The sequence below is a fragment of the Ectothiorhodospira lacustris genome (genome assembly GCF_022227785.1).
Taxonomy (GTDB): Bacteria; Pseudomonadota; Gammaproteobacteria; order Ectothiorhodospirales; family Ectothiorhodospiraceae; genus Ectothiorhodospira; species Ectothiorhodospira lacustris.
The window spans coordinates 1-16,561 of sequence record NZ_JAJNQM010000077.1 but is presented as its reverse complement, the minus strand read 5'-3'; the positions used below and the strand labels follow the sequence as shown (position 1 = coordinate 16,561).

General features: G+C 65.4%; 16 protein-coding genes. 12 read left to right on the top strand and 4 right to left on the bottom strand.

Annotation, left to right across the window (positions count from 1 at the left end; genetic code table 11):
- The 4 genes from LQ952_RS16075 to LQ952_RS13080 all read right to left on the bottom strand — a co-directional run.
- A partial coding sequence (locus LQ952_RS16075) for a toprim domain-containing protein (protein WP_430733775.1) occupies positions 1–108 on the bottom strand: 108 nt, incomplete at its 3' end.
- 31 nt (positions 109–139) lie between these two features.
- Positions 140–610 carry a DUF494 family protein gene (locus tag LQ952_RS13090; RefSeq protein WP_238623074.1) on the bottom strand — a complete coding sequence of 157 codons (471 nt, stop codon included), beginning with the start codon at positions 608–610 and terminating at the stop codon, positions 140–142.
- Positions 607–1,728 carry a DNA-processing protein DprA gene (dprA, locus tag LQ952_RS13085; RefSeq protein ID WP_238623073.1) on the bottom strand — a complete coding sequence of 374 codons (1,122 nt, stop codon included), beginning with the start codon at positions 1,726–1,728 and terminating at the stop codon, positions 607–609. The genes LQ952_RS13090 and dprA overlap by 4 nt, the downstream gene beginning before the upstream one ends.
- 28 nt (positions 1,729–1,756) lie before the next feature.
- On the bottom strand, positions 1,757–2,890 hold the full coding sequence (locus LQ952_RS13080) for a LysM peptidoglycan-binding domain-containing protein (RefSeq protein ID WP_238623072.1): 1,134 nt from the start codon (positions 2,888–2,890) through the stop codon (positions 1,757–1,759).
- A 190-nt stretch (positions 2,891–3,080) separates the two neighbouring features.
- Between LQ952_RS13080 and def the strand changes: the two genes are divergently transcribed.
- From def to LQ952_RS13020, 12 genes are all read left to right on the top strand, one after another.
- A complete protein-coding gene (gene def / locus LQ952_RS13075; protein WP_238623071.1) occupies positions 3,081–3,644 on the top strand; it encodes a peptide deformylase in 564 nt (187 codons plus the stop codon).
- A gap of 51 nt (positions 3,645–3,695) precedes the next feature.
- Positions 3,696–4,655, top strand: a complete 960-nt coding sequence (fmt, locus tag LQ952_RS13070) for a methionyl-tRNA formyltransferase (protein WP_238623070.1) — start codon at positions 3,696–3,698, stop codon at positions 4,653–4,655.
- 97 nt (positions 4,656–4,752) lie between these two features.
- Positions 4,753–6,054, top strand: a complete 1,302-nt coding sequence (rsmB, locus tag LQ952_RS13065; RefSeq protein WP_238623069.1) for a 16S rRNA (cytosine(967)-C(5))-methyltransferase RsmB — start codon at positions 4,753–4,755, stop codon at positions 6,052–6,054.
- The gene (locus LQ952_RS13060; protein ID WP_238623068.1) at positions 6,051–6,632 is read left to right on the top strand and encodes a DUF4390 domain-containing protein; all 582 of its coding nucleotides are present in this window, start codon (positions 6,051–6,053) and stop codon (positions 6,630–6,632) included. Before rsmB ends, LQ952_RS13060 begins: the two co-directional genes overlap by 4 nt.
- Positions 6,617–8,833 (top strand): sensor histidine kinase, encoded by a 2,217-nt coding sequence (locus LQ952_RS13055; RefSeq protein WP_238623067.1) that lies wholly within the window; start codon positions 6,617–6,619, stop codon positions 8,831–8,833. Before LQ952_RS13060 ends, LQ952_RS13055 begins: the two co-directional genes overlap by 16 nt.
- Positions 8,830–10,203: a sigma-54-dependent transcriptional regulator gene (locus LQ952_RS13050; RefSeq protein WP_238623066.1), complete on the top strand. Its 1,374-nt coding sequence runs from the start codon at positions 8,830–8,832 to the stop codon at positions 10,201–10,203. Before LQ952_RS13055 ends, LQ952_RS13050 begins: the two co-directional genes overlap by 4 nt.
- Positions 10,200–11,573 (top strand): Trk system potassium transporter TrkA, encoded by a 1,374-nt coding sequence (trkA, locus tag LQ952_RS13045; protein ID WP_238623065.1) that lies wholly within the window; start codon positions 10,200–10,202, stop codon positions 11,571–11,573. The genes LQ952_RS13050 and trkA overlap by 4 nt, the downstream gene beginning before the upstream one ends.
- Before the next feature lie 11 nt (positions 11,574–11,584).
- Complete coding sequence (locus LQ952_RS13040; RefSeq protein ID WP_238623064.1) at positions 11,585–11,917, top strand: tetratricopeptide repeat protein; 333 nt, start codon at positions 11,585–11,587, stop codon at positions 11,915–11,917.
- Positions 11,914–12,876, top strand: coding sequence for an LpxL/LpxP family acyltransferase (locus LQ952_RS13035; protein ID WP_238623063.1), 963 nt, complete (start codon positions 11,914–11,916; stop codon positions 12,874–12,876). Before LQ952_RS13040 ends, LQ952_RS13035 begins: the two co-directional genes overlap by 4 nt.
- 117 nt (positions 12,877–12,993) lie before the next feature.
- A complete protein-coding gene (locus LQ952_RS13030; RefSeq protein WP_238623062.1) occupies positions 12,994–13,677 on the top strand; it encodes a TetR/AcrR family transcriptional regulator in 684 nt (227 codons plus the stop codon).
- 253 nt (positions 13,678–13,930) lie between these two features.
- Complete coding sequence (locus LQ952_RS13025; RefSeq protein WP_238623061.1) at positions 13,931–15,781, top strand: AMP-dependent synthetase/ligase; 1,851 nt, start codon at positions 13,931–13,933, stop codon at positions 15,779–15,781.
- 11 nt (positions 15,782–15,792) lie between these two features.
- On the top strand, positions 15,793–16,561 hold a 769-nt coding region (locus LQ952_RS13020), incomplete at its 3' end, for a 3-hydroxyacyl-CoA dehydrogenase family protein (RefSeq protein ID WP_238623060.1).

Sequence of the window (16,561 nt, the reverse complement as noted above, 5' to 3'; positions counted from 1 at the left end):
GTCGCGCACGTGGCCATAGGAGGCCAGTACCTCGAAATCGCTACCGAGGTACTTCTTGATGGTCTTGGCCTTGGCGGGAGACTCGACGATGACCAGGTTCTTGCTCATGTCCTGGCTACCTGTTGTTCTTTGTGGGGTTTCAGTGCAGATACTCCGGCGGGCTGTCGAACATCATGTTCTCCAGCCAGGTATAGGCGGCTTCCTGCCCGGGCTGATTGAACAGCACCATGAGCGTGATCCATTTGATTTCTTCCAGGCTGATGTCTTCGGCATCCAGATCCATGATCCGGTTGATGACCACCTCGCGGGTGGCGGGGCTAAGGACACCGTTTTGTTCCAGAAACAGCAGAAAGCCACGGCTTTCTGCATCCATGCGGTTCATCTCGGCCTCTGTGTAGAGACGCAGTGCCGAGCCGGCATGCACCGTCTGCGGGGAATCCTGGCCGGCCAGGTTTTCCAGCCAGTCGAAGGCCTTGTGGATCTCGGCCACCGGGAAACCGGCATCCAGCAGAAGGTCCTGAAGCTGCTCACGATCCGGCTCAAGCTCGGTATCGTCATCAATATAGTTTTCAAATAAATACATCAGGACATCAAGTACGTTTTCTTTCATTTTCCGCTTTCCGACAGCAGGCGGACGTAACGACCACCGGACAAGGAGGCCACCTGGCCGCGCAACTCCATGAGCAGCAGCATGGAGGAAACCGCACTCACGGTCAATCTGGTGCGGGCCACGAGCTGATCCACCGCCACCGGGTCATGCCCCATGGCTTCGAGCAGCCGGGTGTGGTCCCCATCCGGCGCCGTCGCGGCGACGGCCGATGGGGGATCCGTTGCCGGGGCCGGAGAGCAGGGCGGCAGAAGCTCCCCCAACTCTTCAAGGATATCATCCGCCGTCTCCACCAGTTTGGCGCCCTCGCGGATCAGGCGATGACAGCCCCGGGCCAGAGGGTTATGGATGGAGCCGGGGATGGCAAACACCTCCCGCCCCTGTTCCGCCGCCAGCCGGGCGGTGATCAGGGAGCCGCTGCGGGTGGCCGCCTCCACCACCAGGGTCCCCACCGCCAGGCCCGCCAGGATACGGTTGCGCCGGGGGAAGTTCTGCGGTGTGGCCGGGGTGCCGGTGGGGAGTTCCGTCACCATGGCCCCTTCGGCCACGATGCGATGCCCCAGGTTGCGGTGGGCGGCGGGATAGATCCGGTCAGGGCCGGTGCCCGTCACCGCGACGGTCAGGCCATGGGCCGCCAGAGCGCCTTCATGGGCGGCGGCATCGATGCCTTTGGCCAGGCCGCTGGCGATCACCAGCCCGCGGCGGGCCAGGTGAGCACTGAAGGCGGTGGCGGTTTCACGGCCGCCGGGTGTGGGGTGGCGGCTGCCCACCACTGCCAGCATGGGCCAGGACAGCACCTGGGGATCCCCCACCACGTACAGGACCGGGGGTGGTCCCGGGATGTCCTTCAGGCGGACCGGATAGCGGGGGTCCGCCAGGGTCAGGATGTGATGTCCCTCCCGGCCGGCCCAATCCAGATCCGCTTGAACCCCCGGTGGTGTTTCTTCCTGGAGAAAGGTGATGGCCGTCGCCGACAGGCCCGCCTGGCGCCAGGCGGACGGACCGGCTGCCAGCACACCCTGGGGCGTGGCATGCTGCTGCAGCAGGCGCATGAAGGTGGCGGGCCCCACCCCCGGTGCGTGCAGGAGGTGGAGCCAGGCGGTCAGCGCGGACGAATCCATATGTCGTAGCCCTGTCCCTGTGCCCCGCTCAGGGGCGCTTGACGGTGAAGCCTCTCTCGATGGGATGGGTGGACTCCATCACCAGGGCGTAGCTCACCTTCTCGAAGGTACGGAACACCATGACCAGGCCGACCCGTTCATCGGGCAGGGTGACCTGCTCACCCAGACGTCCTGCCAGGCGGTCACGGACGACCCGGCCGGACTGGTAGGTGGCAAAGACATGGCCACGCTCAATGCCTTCCCGTTCCCCCAGGTTGATGACCGCCACCTGAAAACGGGCGATCTGACTGATGGCGTCGAACAGGGAGATGATCTGGCCTTCCGCCTCCCTGGGCGGTGCGGAAGGGGTGAAGAGGAAGTTCTGCTCCTCGGCCTCCTGATGCAGCAGGCGATCCCCGATCAGGGCCTCGCGATCGCTGCGTACCAGCAGTACCGTGGCCGGATCGCCTCCCCGAACCAGTTCGGCCTCGCCGACGGGGATGGCCTCGTAGCCCAGCAGTTCCCGGGTCTTCGGGTCCCTGAGTTCACCGCCGGCCCGGAACACGTCAAAACGTCGGCCGAGGGGTTCTCCCTGCAGACGGCGGGCGTAGAGGCGATCATGGGCACCGAATACCAGGCGTTCATCGCGGGCGGCCATCAGATAGGCGGAATCTTCCAACTGCTCCTTTGTCACAACTCTGGGACGAATCAGGAATTGCTGCAGGGCCTGGATCGGAACATCCATGGAGGGCGGCAGGGGCTCAGCCCTGACCTGGGGCGAGAGACGCAGGGTGGGCCGGACCCGCGGTCCTCCATCCACGGTGAGATGGGGGCGGCCGTCCACGTAGTACAGGGTGATGATGTCACCGGGATAGATCAGGTGAGGGTTGGCGATCTGCGGGTTGCTGACCCAGATCTCGGGCCAGAACCAGGGGTCGCGCAGGAACCGGTTGGAGATGTCCCACAGGGTGTCGCCTCGCTGGACCACGTAGCGTTCCGGTGCGGTGGGGCGGATGCGGACTTCCGCCGGAGGCGGCGCAGGGGCGGGTGCCGCCGCCGCCGGTACCGGCGGCAATGGTTCCGGCTCCGGTGGCGTGGTGGCGCATCCTGAGGCCAGGAACGCTAGAATAAGCGTTACGGCGGACAGGCGGCGCCCGATACGCCGCGGATTGGGAGCGGACATGGTTTCCCCTCGTCACTAAGGCATCATTGTTCCGGACCCTTCCGTGGCACTGCCCCGAAGACAGCCCATGGAAGCCCCATGGCTGGAGTAAAGAACCCGACCTGTACGGCAATGATCTAATATGATCCCAACTGTAGCAGAAATGATTTTGAGCCTGCACACATACACCCACTTTAGCGGATGAGCGGTCATGGCCCTGCTAGAAATCTTGCATTTTCCCGATCCCCGGCTGCGTCGTCAGGCCGAAACCGTCAAGGTGGTGGATGACACCATCCGCAAGTTGGTGGACGACATGTTCGAGACCATGTACCACGCCTCGGGCATCGGCCTGGCCGCGACCCAGGTGGGGGTGCTGCACCGGGTGGTGGTGATGGACGTGGCCGAGGAGGGCTCCGATGAGCGGTCCGGCCAGGGCCTGCACCCCATCTGCCTGATCAATCCGGAGATCGTCGGCCGCGAGGGAGACGTGGAGACCGAGGAAGGCTGCCTGTCCGTCCCCGGCTTCTACGAGCCGGTGCGGCGTGCCCAGCGGGTGCGGGTGCGGGCCTTGAATCGCGACGGCAAGCCCTTCGAACTGGAGGCGGGCGGCCTGCTGGCGGTCTGCATCCAGCATGAGATCGACCATCTGGACGGCAAGCTGTTCGTGGATCACATCTCATCCCTGAAGCGGGGCCGCATCAAAAAGAAGCTGGAGAAACAGGGCCGCCTGACCGGCTCCACCGGCACTGCCTCCCGCCACCGGGAAGCGGTCTGACCCGGTCGCTCCGTCCTACGCCTGTTCAACGCTTATCCACAAGGTTCTCCATTGCCCGGTCCTCTGCGCATCATCTACGCCGGCACCCCGCATTTCGCGGTGCCGGCCCTTGAGGCACTGATTGCTTCTCCCCATGACATCGTTGCGGTCTATACCCAGCCGGACCGTCCGGCGGGGCGCGGCCGCAAGCTGACGCCCAGTCCGGTGAAACAGGTGGCCCTGGCCCACGGCGTTCCCGTGGAGCAGCCCGAGCGCCTGCGGCCCGAACCGGTCCAGGAACGGCTGCGCGGCTATCGGCCGGATCTCATGGTGGTGGCGGCCTATGGCCTCATCCTGCCCCAGTCGGTGCTGGACATCCCCCGCCTGGGCTGCGTCAACATCCACGCCTCCCTGCTGCCCCGCTGGCGGGGCGCGGCCCCCATCCAGCGGGCCCTGGCGGAGGGGGATGAACGAACCGGCGTCACCCTCATGCAGATGGCGGCCGGCCTGGATACCGGCGACATGCTACGCAAGGGCGAATGCCCCATCACGCCTGCTGATACCGCTCAGACCCTGCATGATCAGTTGGCGGTGATGGGGGCAAAATTGCTGCTGCCGAGTCTGGATGACCTGGCGGCCGGCCGGATCAGGCCCGAACCTCAGGATGAGTCCCAGGCCACCTACGCCCGCAAACTGGACAAGGCGGAAGCCCTGTTGGACTGGTCGCGGCCGGCGGCGGCGCTGGACCGCTGCATCCGCGCCTTCAACCCCTGGCCGGTGGCCCAGACCCTGTATCAGGGGCAACCGTTGCGATTGTGGATGTCCCGGGTCCTGCCGGCGGCGGCCGTCGATGTGCTGCCGGGTACCGTGGTGGCCGAGGGACCGGAAGGGATCGACGTCGCCACCGGCGAGGGGATCCTGCGCATCACCTGCTTGCAGTTGCCCGGCGGCAAGCCCCTGGCAGCAGCGGCATTTCTGAATGCACGGTCGCTGCTGGGGACGTGCCTGGGGCAGGATACGGGCGGTTCCTGATCTGCCTGCATCCAGTGAGTTTTTGCCCGAAAATCAAGCATTGATCGACCTATTCCCCCCCAGGGGGCATTCTGCCGCAATACCACCGGAGTCATGCATGTCCCTGTCCGCCCGTGAAGCCGCCCTCAGCGTTATCCTGCGCGTCCTGCAGGAGGGCGGCTCCCTGTCCGAGGCCCTGCCGACCCGCCTTGACCAGGTCAGTGCCCGCGACCGGGGGCTGGTGCAGGCCCTGAGCTACGGCACCCTGCGCTGGCACCGCCGCCTTGAGGCCATGCTGGCCCAGTGGATGGACAAGCCCCTGCGGGGACGGGATCAGGATGTGGCCTGCGCCCTGGCCATGGGCCTGTTCGAGCTGCTGTACATGAACACCCCGGACTATGCGGCCATCCAGCAGACGGCCGATCTGGGGCGCCGGTTGCGCAAGAAATGGGCGGTGGGGCTGATCAACGGGGTCCTGCGGCGTGCCCAGCGGGAGGCCGATGAGATCGCCCGCTCCGTGGATCATGACCCCGCCGTGCGTCATGCCCTGCCGGACTGGCTCTACCGTCGCCTGGCCTCGACCTATGGGGAGGACGCCGAGACCCTCTGTCAGGCCCTCAATGCCCATCCTCCGATGACCCTTCGTGTCAACCTGGCCCGCATCGGCCGTGATGATTATCGCCGGTCGCTGGCGGATCAGGGCTTGGCGGCACAGCCCCACCCCTGGGTGGAAACCGCGCTCACCCTGGAGCAGCCTGTCGCGGTGGATCGCTTGCCGGGTTTTGATCAAGGGCTGGTCTCGGTCCAGGATGCCGCTGCCCAGCTCTCGGCGCCGCTGCTGGAATGTACCCCGGGCATGCGGGTGCTGGATGCCTGCGCCGCGCCGGGCGGCAAGACCTTGCACCTGTTGGAGCAGGCCGGAGGTGATCTGGATCTCACCGCCGTGGACGCGGACCCCGCCCGTCTGGAGCGGGTGCGCGAGAACCTGCGGCGCGGGGGCTTTGATGCCCACCTGATCGCCGCCGATGCGGGGGCGCCCGAACAGTGGCACCAGGGTCCCGGCTATGACCGCATCCTGCTGGATGCCCCCTGTTCCGCCACCGGGGTGATCCGTCGTCACCCGGATATCAAGCACCTGCGCCGGGAGGAGGACATCCAGGCATTGCAGACGCAGCAGGCCCGTTTGCTGCGGGCGCTCTGGCCCCTGCTGGCCCCCGGGGGTATGCTTCTTTACGTGACCTGTTCTCTGATGCCGGAGGAAAATGTCATGACGGTCGCCCCTTTTCTGGCGGAAGAGTCCGGGGCTCGGGAACGGCCCATCGAGGCCTCCTGGGGCTTGAACGCGGAGGTCGGGCGCCAGCTGCGAGCCGGCGAGCAGGGAATGGATGGGTTCTTTTATGCCCGACTGAGCCGCATTTGAGCGCTGTATCCTGCCAGTTCCGGGCATCGTCCCTGGTCCTGCTGCTGGCCTGGCTGCTGGCTTGGCCGGGGCTGCTGGGGGCGTCCGGAAACCCTCCCCTCAAGGTGCGTTGGGCCGCGACCGAACTGGTCAGCGGGATCTATCTGCTCAATGCCGATATCGATTACCGGCTGACCCGCAATCTCAACGAGGCGCTTCACAACGGCGTCAAGCTGACCTTCGAAGTCCAGATAGAGATCAACCGCAGCCGCGACTGGATGTGGGATGCCACAGTCGCCGAACTGGTGCAGCGTTATCGGGTGGAGTATCACGCCCTCAGCCGCCTCTACATCGTCACCCACCTCAATACCGGTGTCCAGCGGGCCTTCTACCGCCTGGAGTCGGCCATGAGCACCCTGGGAGACCTGCAGGAGCTGCCGCTGCTGGACGCCTCCCTGCTTGATGATGACCGGGACTATGCCATCCGGTTACGCGCCCGCCTGAAAGCGGAAGACCTGCCGCTGCCGCTGCGTGTGCGGGGGTACGTTTCCCGGGAATGGAGCCCGGTGAGTGAGTGGTACTCATGGTCGCTGCGCTGAAAAAAACCCCCGTGGGGTTGCTGTTCATGGCCGTGGTGTTCGTGCTGCTGCTGGGGTCCCTGGTGGTGATGGGGGATGCCGCACAGAATTCCGAGCGTTTCGAGCGCCTCTATGTCTGGATGCTGCTGTTCAATTCCCTGGCCCTGATCGTCATGGCGCTGGCCATCTGCGTACGCCTGTTGCGGGTGAGCCGGCAGGTCATCCGCCGGGAGCCGGGTTCCCGGCTCACCGCCAAGCTGCTGATCCTGTTTGTGGGCCTGTCCCTGCTGCCGGTCACCATCGTCTATTACTTTTCCATCAAATTTCTGGACGAGGGGATCGACAGCTGGTTCGACGTGCGGGTGGAAAAGGCCCTGGAAGATGCCCTGGAATTGTCCCGCTCATCCCTTGACCTGAGGGTGCGCCAACATACCCGCCAGACCGAGCTGCTGGCGCGGGAACTGGTGGATGTCTCCGAGACCCTGGCGGCCCTGCGCCTGCGGGACATGCGGGAGGGCAGCGAGGCCCTGGAACTGGTGCTGTTCGGGGCCAACAACCGCATCATCGCCTATGCCAGCGGTGAGCGGGTGCAACGGCTGCCGACCCTGCCGGCGGGCGAGGTGCTATTGATCCTCTCTCAGGGCAACAGTTACGCCGCCCTGGAGCCCATCTACGAGAACGGCCTGCATATCCGGATCGTGACCCAGATCCCGACCCGGGACCCCGCCGGGGATGGTCGGATCCTGCAGGCGGTCTATCCGGTGGCCCCCCGCATGAGCGTGCTGGCGGACAGCGTCCAGGACGCCTTTTCCGACTATAAGGAGTTTGCCTATCTGCGGGTTCCCCTGAAGCAGAGCTTCAACACCACCCTGTCCCTGGCACTGCTGGTGTCGGTGATGACGGCCACCTGGGCGGCCCTGTATTTTTCCGGGCGTCTGGTGGCCCCCATCCAGGAACTGGCGGAAGGAACCCGCTCGGTGGCGGCGGGTGAGTATCACAAGAAGCTGTTGGTCACCCGCAATGACGAGTTGGGCTTCCTGGTGAGTTCCTTCAACAGCATGACCGGCACCCTGGCCGCCACCCGGGACGAGGTGGAACGCAGCCGGCGGCTGGCGGAAAGCCAGCGCATGTATCTGGAGACGGTGCTGCAGAACCTGTCGTCCGGGGTCATTACCCTGGACCGGCGCCTGACCCTGAGGACCGCGAACGCCGCCGCTGCGCAAATCATGGAAGTGGACCTGGAGCGGCACCTGGGGCGGTCCCTGGATGAGATCGGGCAATATTCCAAGGTGGTGGAAACCTTCAACGAGGCCCTGCGCAGTCGCTTCAATCACCGGGAGTCCGAATGGAGTGAACAGCTTACCGTCTTTGGCGCCGGTGGCCGCAAGGTGCTCATGTGTCGCGGCGTCTGGCTTTCTTACGGGGGCGGTCTGCGGGGTGGCCCGGTAGTGGTGTTCGACGATATCACCACCCTGTTGCAGGCCCAGCGGGATGCCGCTTGGGCCGAGGTGGCCCGCCGTCTGGCCCATGAGATCAAGAATCCTCTGACCCCCATCCAGCTCTCCGCCGAGCGTCTGCAGAAGAAGCTGCATCCCCATCTGGGGCCGGAGGAGGCGCAGGTACTCAGGCGGGCCACGCACACCATCGTGCAGCAGGTGGAGGCCATGAAGGCCATGGTCAACGCCTTCAGCGACTATGCCCGCCCCCCGGCCATGAGTCCCGTACCTTTGGATCTGAATCGCCTGGTGCGGGAGGTGACGGAACTGTATCGGCACGGGGATAGCTCGGTACAGCTCGTCCTGAACCTGTGTGACAACCTGCCCACCCTGGTGGCCGACGCCGGTCGCGTCCGCCAGTTGCTGCACAACCTGATCAAGAACGGCCTGGAGGCCCTGGAGGGAGCGCCTCAGGGACAGCTGGAGCTGGCGACACGCTTGATACGGCAGGATGAGTACCACGGCATGGTGGAGATCCTGGTGTGTGACAATGGGCGCGGCCTGCCCGAGGACATGATGCCCCGCCTGTTCGAACCCTATGTCACCAGCAAGCCCCGGGGCACCGGTCTGGGGTTGGCCATCGTCAAGAAGATCGTCGAAGAACACAGCGGTATGGTCTGGGCGGAAAACCGTACCGAGGGTGGGGCACGGATCCTTATCCACCTGCCCCTGTCCGGACCCGGCAGTCTCCATGCCGCGGCAAGTGATGCGAGGGAGGTTGTGTGAACGAAGCCTGTATCCTGGTAGTGGATGACGAGCCGGATATCCGGACCCTGGTTCAGGAGATCCTGGAGGATGAAGGCTACGTCGTGGCCGTGGCCGGCACCGTGGAAGAAGCCCGGGAGCAGCGGCGCCAACGCCGCTTTGATCTCATCCTGCTGGATATCTGGATGCCGGACGGTGACGGCATCAGCCTGCTCAAGGAGTGGAGCGAGGCCGGCGGCCAGCCCAGTCCGGTGATCATGATGTCCGGCCATGGCTCGGTGGAGACGGCGGTGGAAGCCACCCGTCTGGGGGCCTACGATTTTCTGGAAAAGCCCCTGTCCATGGCCAAGCTCACCCTCACGGTGGAACGGGCACTGGAAGCGGATCGGCTGACCCGGGAGAATATCGGTCTGCGCCGCCGGGTCAGTCGCGTGGTCCACCCGGAGGGTTCCAGCGCGGTGATGCAGGCCCTGCGGGAGCAGGTCCTGCGCATTGCCCAGCATGACACCTGGGTGCTCATCAGTGGTGAGGCGGGCGTGGGCAAGCAGACCTTTGCCCGCTACCTGCACAGCCACAGTGCCCGGGCCGCCCGCCCCTTCGTGGAAGTGCCGGTGGGGGCGATGAATGCCGATGAGGCGGCGGTGGAGATCTTCGGCCAGGAGCAGGGCAACCGTATCCGCTACGGCCTGCTGGAGCAGGCCGCGGGTGGCGTCCTCTATCTGGACGAGGTGGCCCAGATGGATCTGCACACCCAGGGGCGCCTGCTCTCCGCCTTGGAAAGCCGCCGCATGACACGGGTCGGCGGCAGTGATCCCATCGCCGTCAACGTGCGGGTGGTGGCCGCCACCCGCGAGGATCTGCGCGCCCTGGTGCGTGCCGGTGGTTTCCGGGAGGATCTGTACTATCGCCTGAGCGTGGTGCCCCTGCGTGTCCCGCCGCTGCGCGAACATCCGGAGGACATTCCCGAACTGCTGCGCCATCAGGCCGAGGCCCTGCACCAGGAGGAGGGCCTGCCCCTGCGTCACTTCAGCGATGCCGCCTGCGCCCACCTGGCCCGTTATCCCTGGCCCGGCAATATTCGCGAGCTGCGCAACCTGGTTCAGCGTCTGCTGATCCTGGGCAACACCGATGAAGTCGATGCGACCGAGGCGGAAGCCGCCCTGTCCGGGCGCGGCCCCCTGGCGCAGGACTGTCGGGACACCACGCCGGTGGACGTGGAGCTCCCCCTGCGAGAGGCCCGGGAGCAGTTCGAGCGAGACTACCTGCTGCGCCAGATGGAGCAGGTGGACGGCCACATGACCCGGCTGGCGGAGCGGGTGGGGCTTGAACGTACGCACCTATACCGTAAACTGCGCGCCCTCGGCATTGAGCCCAAGAAGGCCAGAGAATGAAGATACTGATTCTTGGAGCAGGGCAGGTGGGCAGTTCCGTGGCCCACAACCTGTCCAGCGAGGCCAACGACATCACGATTGTCGATACCCGGCCGGACATCCTGCGTGCCCTGCAGGACCGCCTGGACCTGCGTACGGTGACCGGCTTTGCCTCCCATCCGGAGGTGATGGAAGCTGCTGGCGCCCGTGACGCGGACATGGTCATCGCCGTCACCAACTCCGACGAGACCAACATGATCGCCTGTCAGGTGGCCTACACCCTGTTCCATACCCCCACCAAGATCGCCCGGGTCCGCGGGGTGGAATATCTGGGCTATCCAGCCCTGTTCGCCCCCGAGTCCCTGCCCATCGACGTGCTGATCAGCCCCGAGGAAGAGGTCACCAACTACATCCAGCGCCTGATCGAACATCCCGGCGCCCTGCAGGTGCTGGATTTTGCCGATGGCCGGGTCTCCCTGGTGGCGGTAAGGGCCTACTATGGCGGCCCTCTGGTGGGCAAGGAACTGCGCCACCTGGCCAGCCACATGCCCGGGGTACAGACCCGGGTGGCCGCGATCTTTCGCAAGGACACCGCCATCTACCCGGACGGGCAGACGGTCATCGAGGTGGATGACGAAGTCTTCTTCATCGCCGCCCGGCGGAACATTCGTGCCGTCACCAGCGAACTGCGCAAGCTGGACAAGCCTTACCGGCGTCTCATCATTGCCGGCGGCGGCAACATCGGCAAGCGCCTGGCCCAGGCCCTGGGACCGCACTTTTCCGTCAAGCTCATCGAGCACAACCCGGTCCGTGCCCGGGAGCTGGCCGAGGTGCTGGACAAGGTGGTGGTGCTCAGCGGAGATGCCGCCGACGAGGAGCTGCTGATCGAGGAGAACATTGAAAACACCGATGTCTACGTGGCGGTGACCAACGACGACGAGGCCAACATCCTCTCCGCCATGCTGGCCAAGCGTCTTGGGGCACGCACGGTGATGTCCCTGATCAACCGCCCCAGTTACGTGGAACTGGTACAGAGCGGCATCATCGACATCGCCATCTCCCCCCAGCAGGTGACCATCGGCGCCCTGCTCACCCATGTGCGTCGGGGCGACGTGGTGGCGGTGCACAGCCTGCGCCGCGGTGCCGCCGAAGCCATCGAGGCGGTCGCTCACGGCGACAACAAGACCTCCAGGGTGGTCGGGCGCATGGTGGAGGAGATCAACCTGCCCCGGGGCTGTACCATCGGTGCCTTGGTGCGGGGGGACGAGGTCATCATCGCCCACCGCGATACGGTCATCCAGGCGGAAGACCATGTGATCCTGTTCCTCACCGACAAGCGCCGCGTCAAAGAAGTCGAGCGCCTGTTCCAGGTGAGCGTGACCTTCCTCTAGGGAGTTCATCCATGAGCAACATCCAGCGTTTTGAAGCCATGCTGGCCGGCGGCCAGGACAATGCCATGCTGCGTTTCACCCTGGGCAACGCCCATCTGGCGGAGGGGCAGCCGGGGGAGGCCGCCATCCATCTGCGGGCCGCCGTGGGTCATGACCCCGGGTATTCCGCCGCCTGGAAACTACTGGGCCGGGCCCTCATAGAGGGTGGCGCTCTGCATGACGCCATTGAGGCCTTCGATGAGGGTATCCGGGTGGCCGAGCAGAAGGGGGACCTGCAGGCGGTCAAGGAGATGAAGGTGTTCCGCAAGCGGGCGGAGAAACAGCTGGCCGGACCGGATCAATGACTGACCTGACCGACACCACCGGGCGGGATCAGGCCCCCGAGGGCTACCTGCCCCCCTTCCGCGCTTTCATGCTCCACCCCCGCTACTGGCCGACCTGGCTGGGCGTCGGTCTGCTGTGGGTGATCATGTGGCTGCCGCGGCCCGTGGCCCTGGGGCTGGGCCGGCTGGTGGGCTGGATGGCCTGGCGCAGCGGTGGCAAGCGTCGGCACTTTGCCGATGTGAACCTGCGCCTGTGTTTCCCCGACTGGGACGCCGCCCGCCGGGAACAGGTGCTGCGGGACCATTTCCGCATTGCCGGTCAATGCTTCGTCGACTACCCCCTGCTGTGGTTCGGCAGCCGCCGCCGCCACCGGGAGCGCATCCGGTTGGTGGACGAGGCCGGGGTACTGGCCATGCAGCAGGCCGGCCGGCCGGTGATCCTCTGTGCCGCCCATGCCCCGGCGCTGGATTTCGGCGGTCTGCGGCTGAGCCTGGAGGTGGGCGGCGTGTCCTTTGCCAAGCCCATGTCCAACCCGGTGGTGGAGTGGATCAACACCCGCAGCCGATCCCAGTACGGCGCCGCCATGTTTTCCCGGGACCAGGGCCTGCGCCCGGCCATTCGCCATATTCGCCTGGGCAAGGTGTTCTACTACCTGGGCGACGAGGACCTGGGGCGGGAGCACGCCGTGTTCGCCCCCTTTTTCGGCATCCCCAAGGCCACGGTACCGGCCTTGGGGCGTCTGGTGAAACTCACCGGGGCGCCGGTGGTACCCGCGATCGGCTTCTACCGCACCGATGAGGACTGTTACGAGCTGGTGATGGCGCCGCCGCTGGAAGGTTTTCCCAGCGGGGATGACGCGGCCGACGCGGCCCGCATGAATGCTGCACTGGAAGCCCTCATCCGCCGGGATCCGGCTCAGTATCTTTGGACGTTGCGGTTCTTCAAGACCCGGCCGGATGGAGAGCGCCGCATTTACTAGCAGACGCATTGCCCGGCGTGGGCGAGGGGGCTTGGAATTGCGTTGTATCAAATTCTCCTTGACCTGCCCGTCCGGTGCGTTATAAATAAACGTACGTTTACTATTCCGAAAGGCATCATGGCTGAAGCGAGCGACACCAAGGATCGTATCCTGGATACGGCGGAGCAACTGTTTGCCGAACGCGGCCTTGGACAGACCTCCCTGCGCCAGATCACCTCCCATGCCGAGGTCAATCTGGCGGCGGTGAATTATCACTTCGGCTCCAAGGAAGGGCTCATCAAGGCGGTGCTGGCCCGGCGACTGGAGCCCCTCAACCGGGAGCGCATCCGGCGCCTGGATCGTCTGGAGCGCCAGGGCCGTGTGACCCTGGAGGGTTTGATCGAGGCCTTCATCGGCCCGCCCCTGGAGTTGAGTCGGGATGGGGGCGGTGGCAGTCGCTTCGTGCGCCTGATGGGACGCACCTATACGGAACATGCCAGCTTTCTGCACGAGCACATGCGCCATGCCAACGAGGCGCTGGTGAACCGCTTCAAGCCGGCCTTTCGGACGGTGCTGCCCGAGCTGCCCAAGACGGAACTCTACTGGCGGCTGCATTTCCTGGTGGGCGTCATGTCCTACGTGATGGCCGGCAACGACATGATGCAGTTGCTGGCGGCCAGCCGGAATTCGGAACAGGAAGAGCCGCGAGAGATCATCCGTCGGGTGGTGCCTTTTCTGGCCGCAGGCCTGCGGGCACCGTTACCGGAAGAATTGGCGCAGGCCCGGGATGTTCTGGAAACGGCCCCTCACGACTTGGCCTGAGGTGCCGGTTATGGAGTGAGTACGTTTTTTTAAAAAGACGTAAAACGAACGTTTTAATGACGCAATGCAGCACGACTACTGCAGAATGCTCGTTTGCGTCGGCATGCGTATTTTTTTTAAGTCAAATTCAAACAAACGTTCAATCTTTTGCGGTGCATCATCAGCTCAGTGGCTGATCATGAACCGAATGAAATCATCGGAAATCATGAATTCAGGCTGCACAGACAGCCCCGACAGGATCGGAGGAAACACCATGGGAACGCGAACGGATTACATCCCCCCGGGGGAGGTCGGCACCTTGCACCGGCTGTTCCTGGAACGGGTGCGGCGCACCCCCGAGGCCATCGCCTATCACCAGTTCGATGCCGACCTGGGCATCTGGCGGGGTTTTAGCTGGGCGACCACCGCAGCGGCGGTGGGGCGTTGGCAGGCGGCCCTGGCCCGGGAAGGCCTCAAGCCCGGGGACGTGGTGGCCGTCATGCTGCCCAACAGCGGTGAGTGGCTGACCTTTGATCAGGCGGCCCTGGGCCTGGGACTGGTGGTCGTCCCTCTCTACACCAGCGACCGGGCCGACAACCTGGCCTACATCCTGGAAGACAGCGGCGCCAGCGTGCTCATCCTTCAACACATGGAGGCCTGGCGCGGTATCGAACAGAGTGGGCAGACCCTCAAGCGGCTGCAGCGGGTGATCGTGACCCAGGCGACGGGTCCCATGGACAGTCGGGGGCGGGTCATGAGTCTGCGCCAGTGGCTGGATCGGGGGGGCGAGGGCAGGGCCGAACCGACACCCGCCGATGATGGCCATGACCTGGCCTCCATCGTCTATACCTCCGGCTCCACGGGGCGCCCCAAGGGCGTGAGGTTGTCCCACCGGAACATGCTGGAGAACGCCTGGGCCGGTCTGCAGCGCATCCCCATCTATCCGGACGATCTGTTCCTGTCCTTCCTGCCTCTCTCCCATACCTTGGAGCGCACCATCGGCTACTACGTGCCCGTCATGGCCGGTGCCACGGTGGCCTATGCCCGGTCGGTCCCCGATCTGCCCGAAGACCTGGCCTATCACCGTCCCACTGCCCTGGTCTCGGTACCGCGCATCTATGAACGGGTCTACGGACGCATCCTGATGGGCCTCAAGGATAAGCCCCCGGTGGCGCGCAGGCTGTTTCATCAGGCGACGGCGGTGGGCTGGCACCGCTACCAGAGAGGGCAGGGCCTGGTTCCCTGGCACCCGCGGGAACTGTCCTGGCCCCTGCTCAGCGCCCTGGTAGCCGGCAAGGTCACCCGCCGCCTGGGAGGGCGCCTGCGGGTGGCCATCAGCGGCGGCGCACCGCTCAGCCCCGAGATCTCCCGCCTGTTTCTGGCCCTGGGCGTCCCGGTGCTGGAAGGCTACGGACTCACCGAATCCAGTCCGGTCATCGCCGTGAACACCCTGAAAGATAACCGCCCGGGCACTGTGGGCAAGCCTCTGCCCGGGGTGGAAGTACGGATCGGGGAACAGGATGAACTCCAGGCGCGCGGACCCAACATCATGGCCGGTTACTGGAACAACCCCGCCGCCGACCGTCAGGCCCTGACCCGGGATGGTTGGCTGCGCACCGGCGACAAGGCCCGCCTGGACCCGGAGGGACGCATCACCATCACGGGCCGGATCAAGGAAATCATCGTCCTGGCCAACGGCGAGAAGGTGCCGCCCATCGAGGTGGAGATGGCCATCGCCAACGACCCGATGTTCGAGCAGGTGATGGTGGTGGGCGAGGGGCGCCCCTATCTGGTGGCGCTGGTGGTGCTCAACGAGGCGATCTGGCAGGAGGTGGCTGCCGAGCACGGCCTGCCCGGCCACATGGACGCCGCCAGTACCGCGCCGGAGGTGGAAGCCTGGGTGCTGGAGCGGATCGGTGGTCTGCTGCGCAGCTTCCCGGGCTACGTCCAGGTGCGACGTCTGCGGGTCCTGCCGGAACCCTGGAGCGTGGACAACGCCATGCTCACCCCCACCCTCAAGCTCAAGCGCAACAACATCCTCAAATGCTTCCAGGACGAACTGGAGGCGCTGTATGACGGGCACCAAAGCCCCCACCGGGCCGATCGTCAGGCCCACTCAAGATAATGGAGGAGTCCATGAGTTCAGTGATGATGCACCAGGCGGCGCTTGGCGCCCCCTTTCGTCCGGCGCCCACCTTCATCCGGCGTGCCGCCGTGCTGGGTGCCGGGGTGATGGGGGCGCAGATCGCCGCCCATCTGGTCAATGCCGGCATCCCGGTGGTTCTGTTCGAGCTGCCGGCCGAAGGCGGCGATCCCAATGCCCATGCCCGTCGGGCCATTCAAGGGTTGGGCAAGATGCAGCCCGCCCCCCTGGCGGACCCGGCCGACGGCGCCCACATCCGTCCCGCTAACTATGACACCGGTCTGTCGGCCCTGTCCGAGTGCGATTTCATCATCGAGGCCATCGCCGAGCGCATGGAACTCAAGCGGGAACTCTACGGTCGCATCATCCCCTTCCTGTCCGAGGATGCCCTGCTGGCCAGCAACACCTCGGGGCTGTCCATCAATGCCCTGGCCGATGTCCTGCCCAAATCCCTGCGCCGCCGCTTCTGCGGCGTTCATTTCTTCAATCCTCCCCGCTACATGCACCTGGTGGAACTGATCCCCGGGCGAGAAACCGATCCCGAGGTGCTGGATGCCCTGGAGACCTTTCTGGTGGGCGGATTGGGCAAGGGAGTGATCCGTGCTCGGGATACCCCCAATTTCATCGCCAACCGCATCGGCGTCTTCTCCCTGGTGGCCACCATCCACCATGCCGAAGCGATGGGCCTGGGGGCGGATGTGGTGGACGCCCTCACCGGCCCGGCCATCGGCCGACCCAAATCCGCCACCTTCAGGACCGCGG

Bases quoted from the DNA above. Each gene is read 5' to 3' on its own strand.
- LQ952_RS13080 (WP_238623072.1), bottom strand. From the start codon at position 2,890: ATGTCCGCTCCCAATCCGCGGCGTATCGGGCGCCGCCTGTCCGCCGTA.
- LQ952_RS13025 (WP_238623061.1), top strand. From the start codon at position 13,931: ATGGGAACGCGAACGGATTACATCCCCCCGGGGGAGGTCGGCACCTTG.
- def (WP_238623071.1), top strand. From the start codon at position 3,081: ATGGCCCTGCTAGAAATCTTGCATTTTCCCGATCCCCGGCTGCGTCGT.
- LQ952_RS13040 (WP_238623064.1), top strand. From the start codon at position 11,585: ATGAGCAACATCCAGCGTTTTGAAGCCATGCTGGCCGGCGGCCAGGAC.
- rsmB (WP_238623069.1), top strand. From the start codon at position 4,753: ATGTCCCTGTCCGCCCGTGAAGCCGCCCTCAGCGTTATCCTGCGCGTC.
- LQ952_RS13035 (WP_238623063.1), top strand. From the start codon at position 11,914: ATGACTGACCTGACCGACACCACCGGGCGGGATCAGGCCCCCGAGGGC.
- trkA (WP_238623065.1), top strand. From the start codon at position 10,200: ATGAAGATACTGATTCTTGGAGCAGGGCAGGTGGGCAGTTCCGTGGCC.
- dprA (WP_238623073.1), bottom strand. From the start codon at position 1,728: ATGGATTCGTCCGCGCTGACCGCCTGGCTCCACCTCCTGCACGCACCG.
- LQ952_RS13090 (WP_238623074.1), bottom strand. From the start codon at position 610: ATGAAAGAAAACGTACTTGATGTCCTGATGTATTTATTTGAAAACTAT.
- LQ952_RS13030 (WP_238623062.1), top strand. From the start codon at position 12,994: ATGGCTGAAGCGAGCGACACCAAGGATCGTATCCTGGATACGGCGGAG.
- LQ952_RS13055 (WP_238623067.1), top strand. From the start codon at position 6,617: ATGGTCGCTGCGCTGAAAAAAACCCCCGTGGGGTTGCTGTTCATGGCC.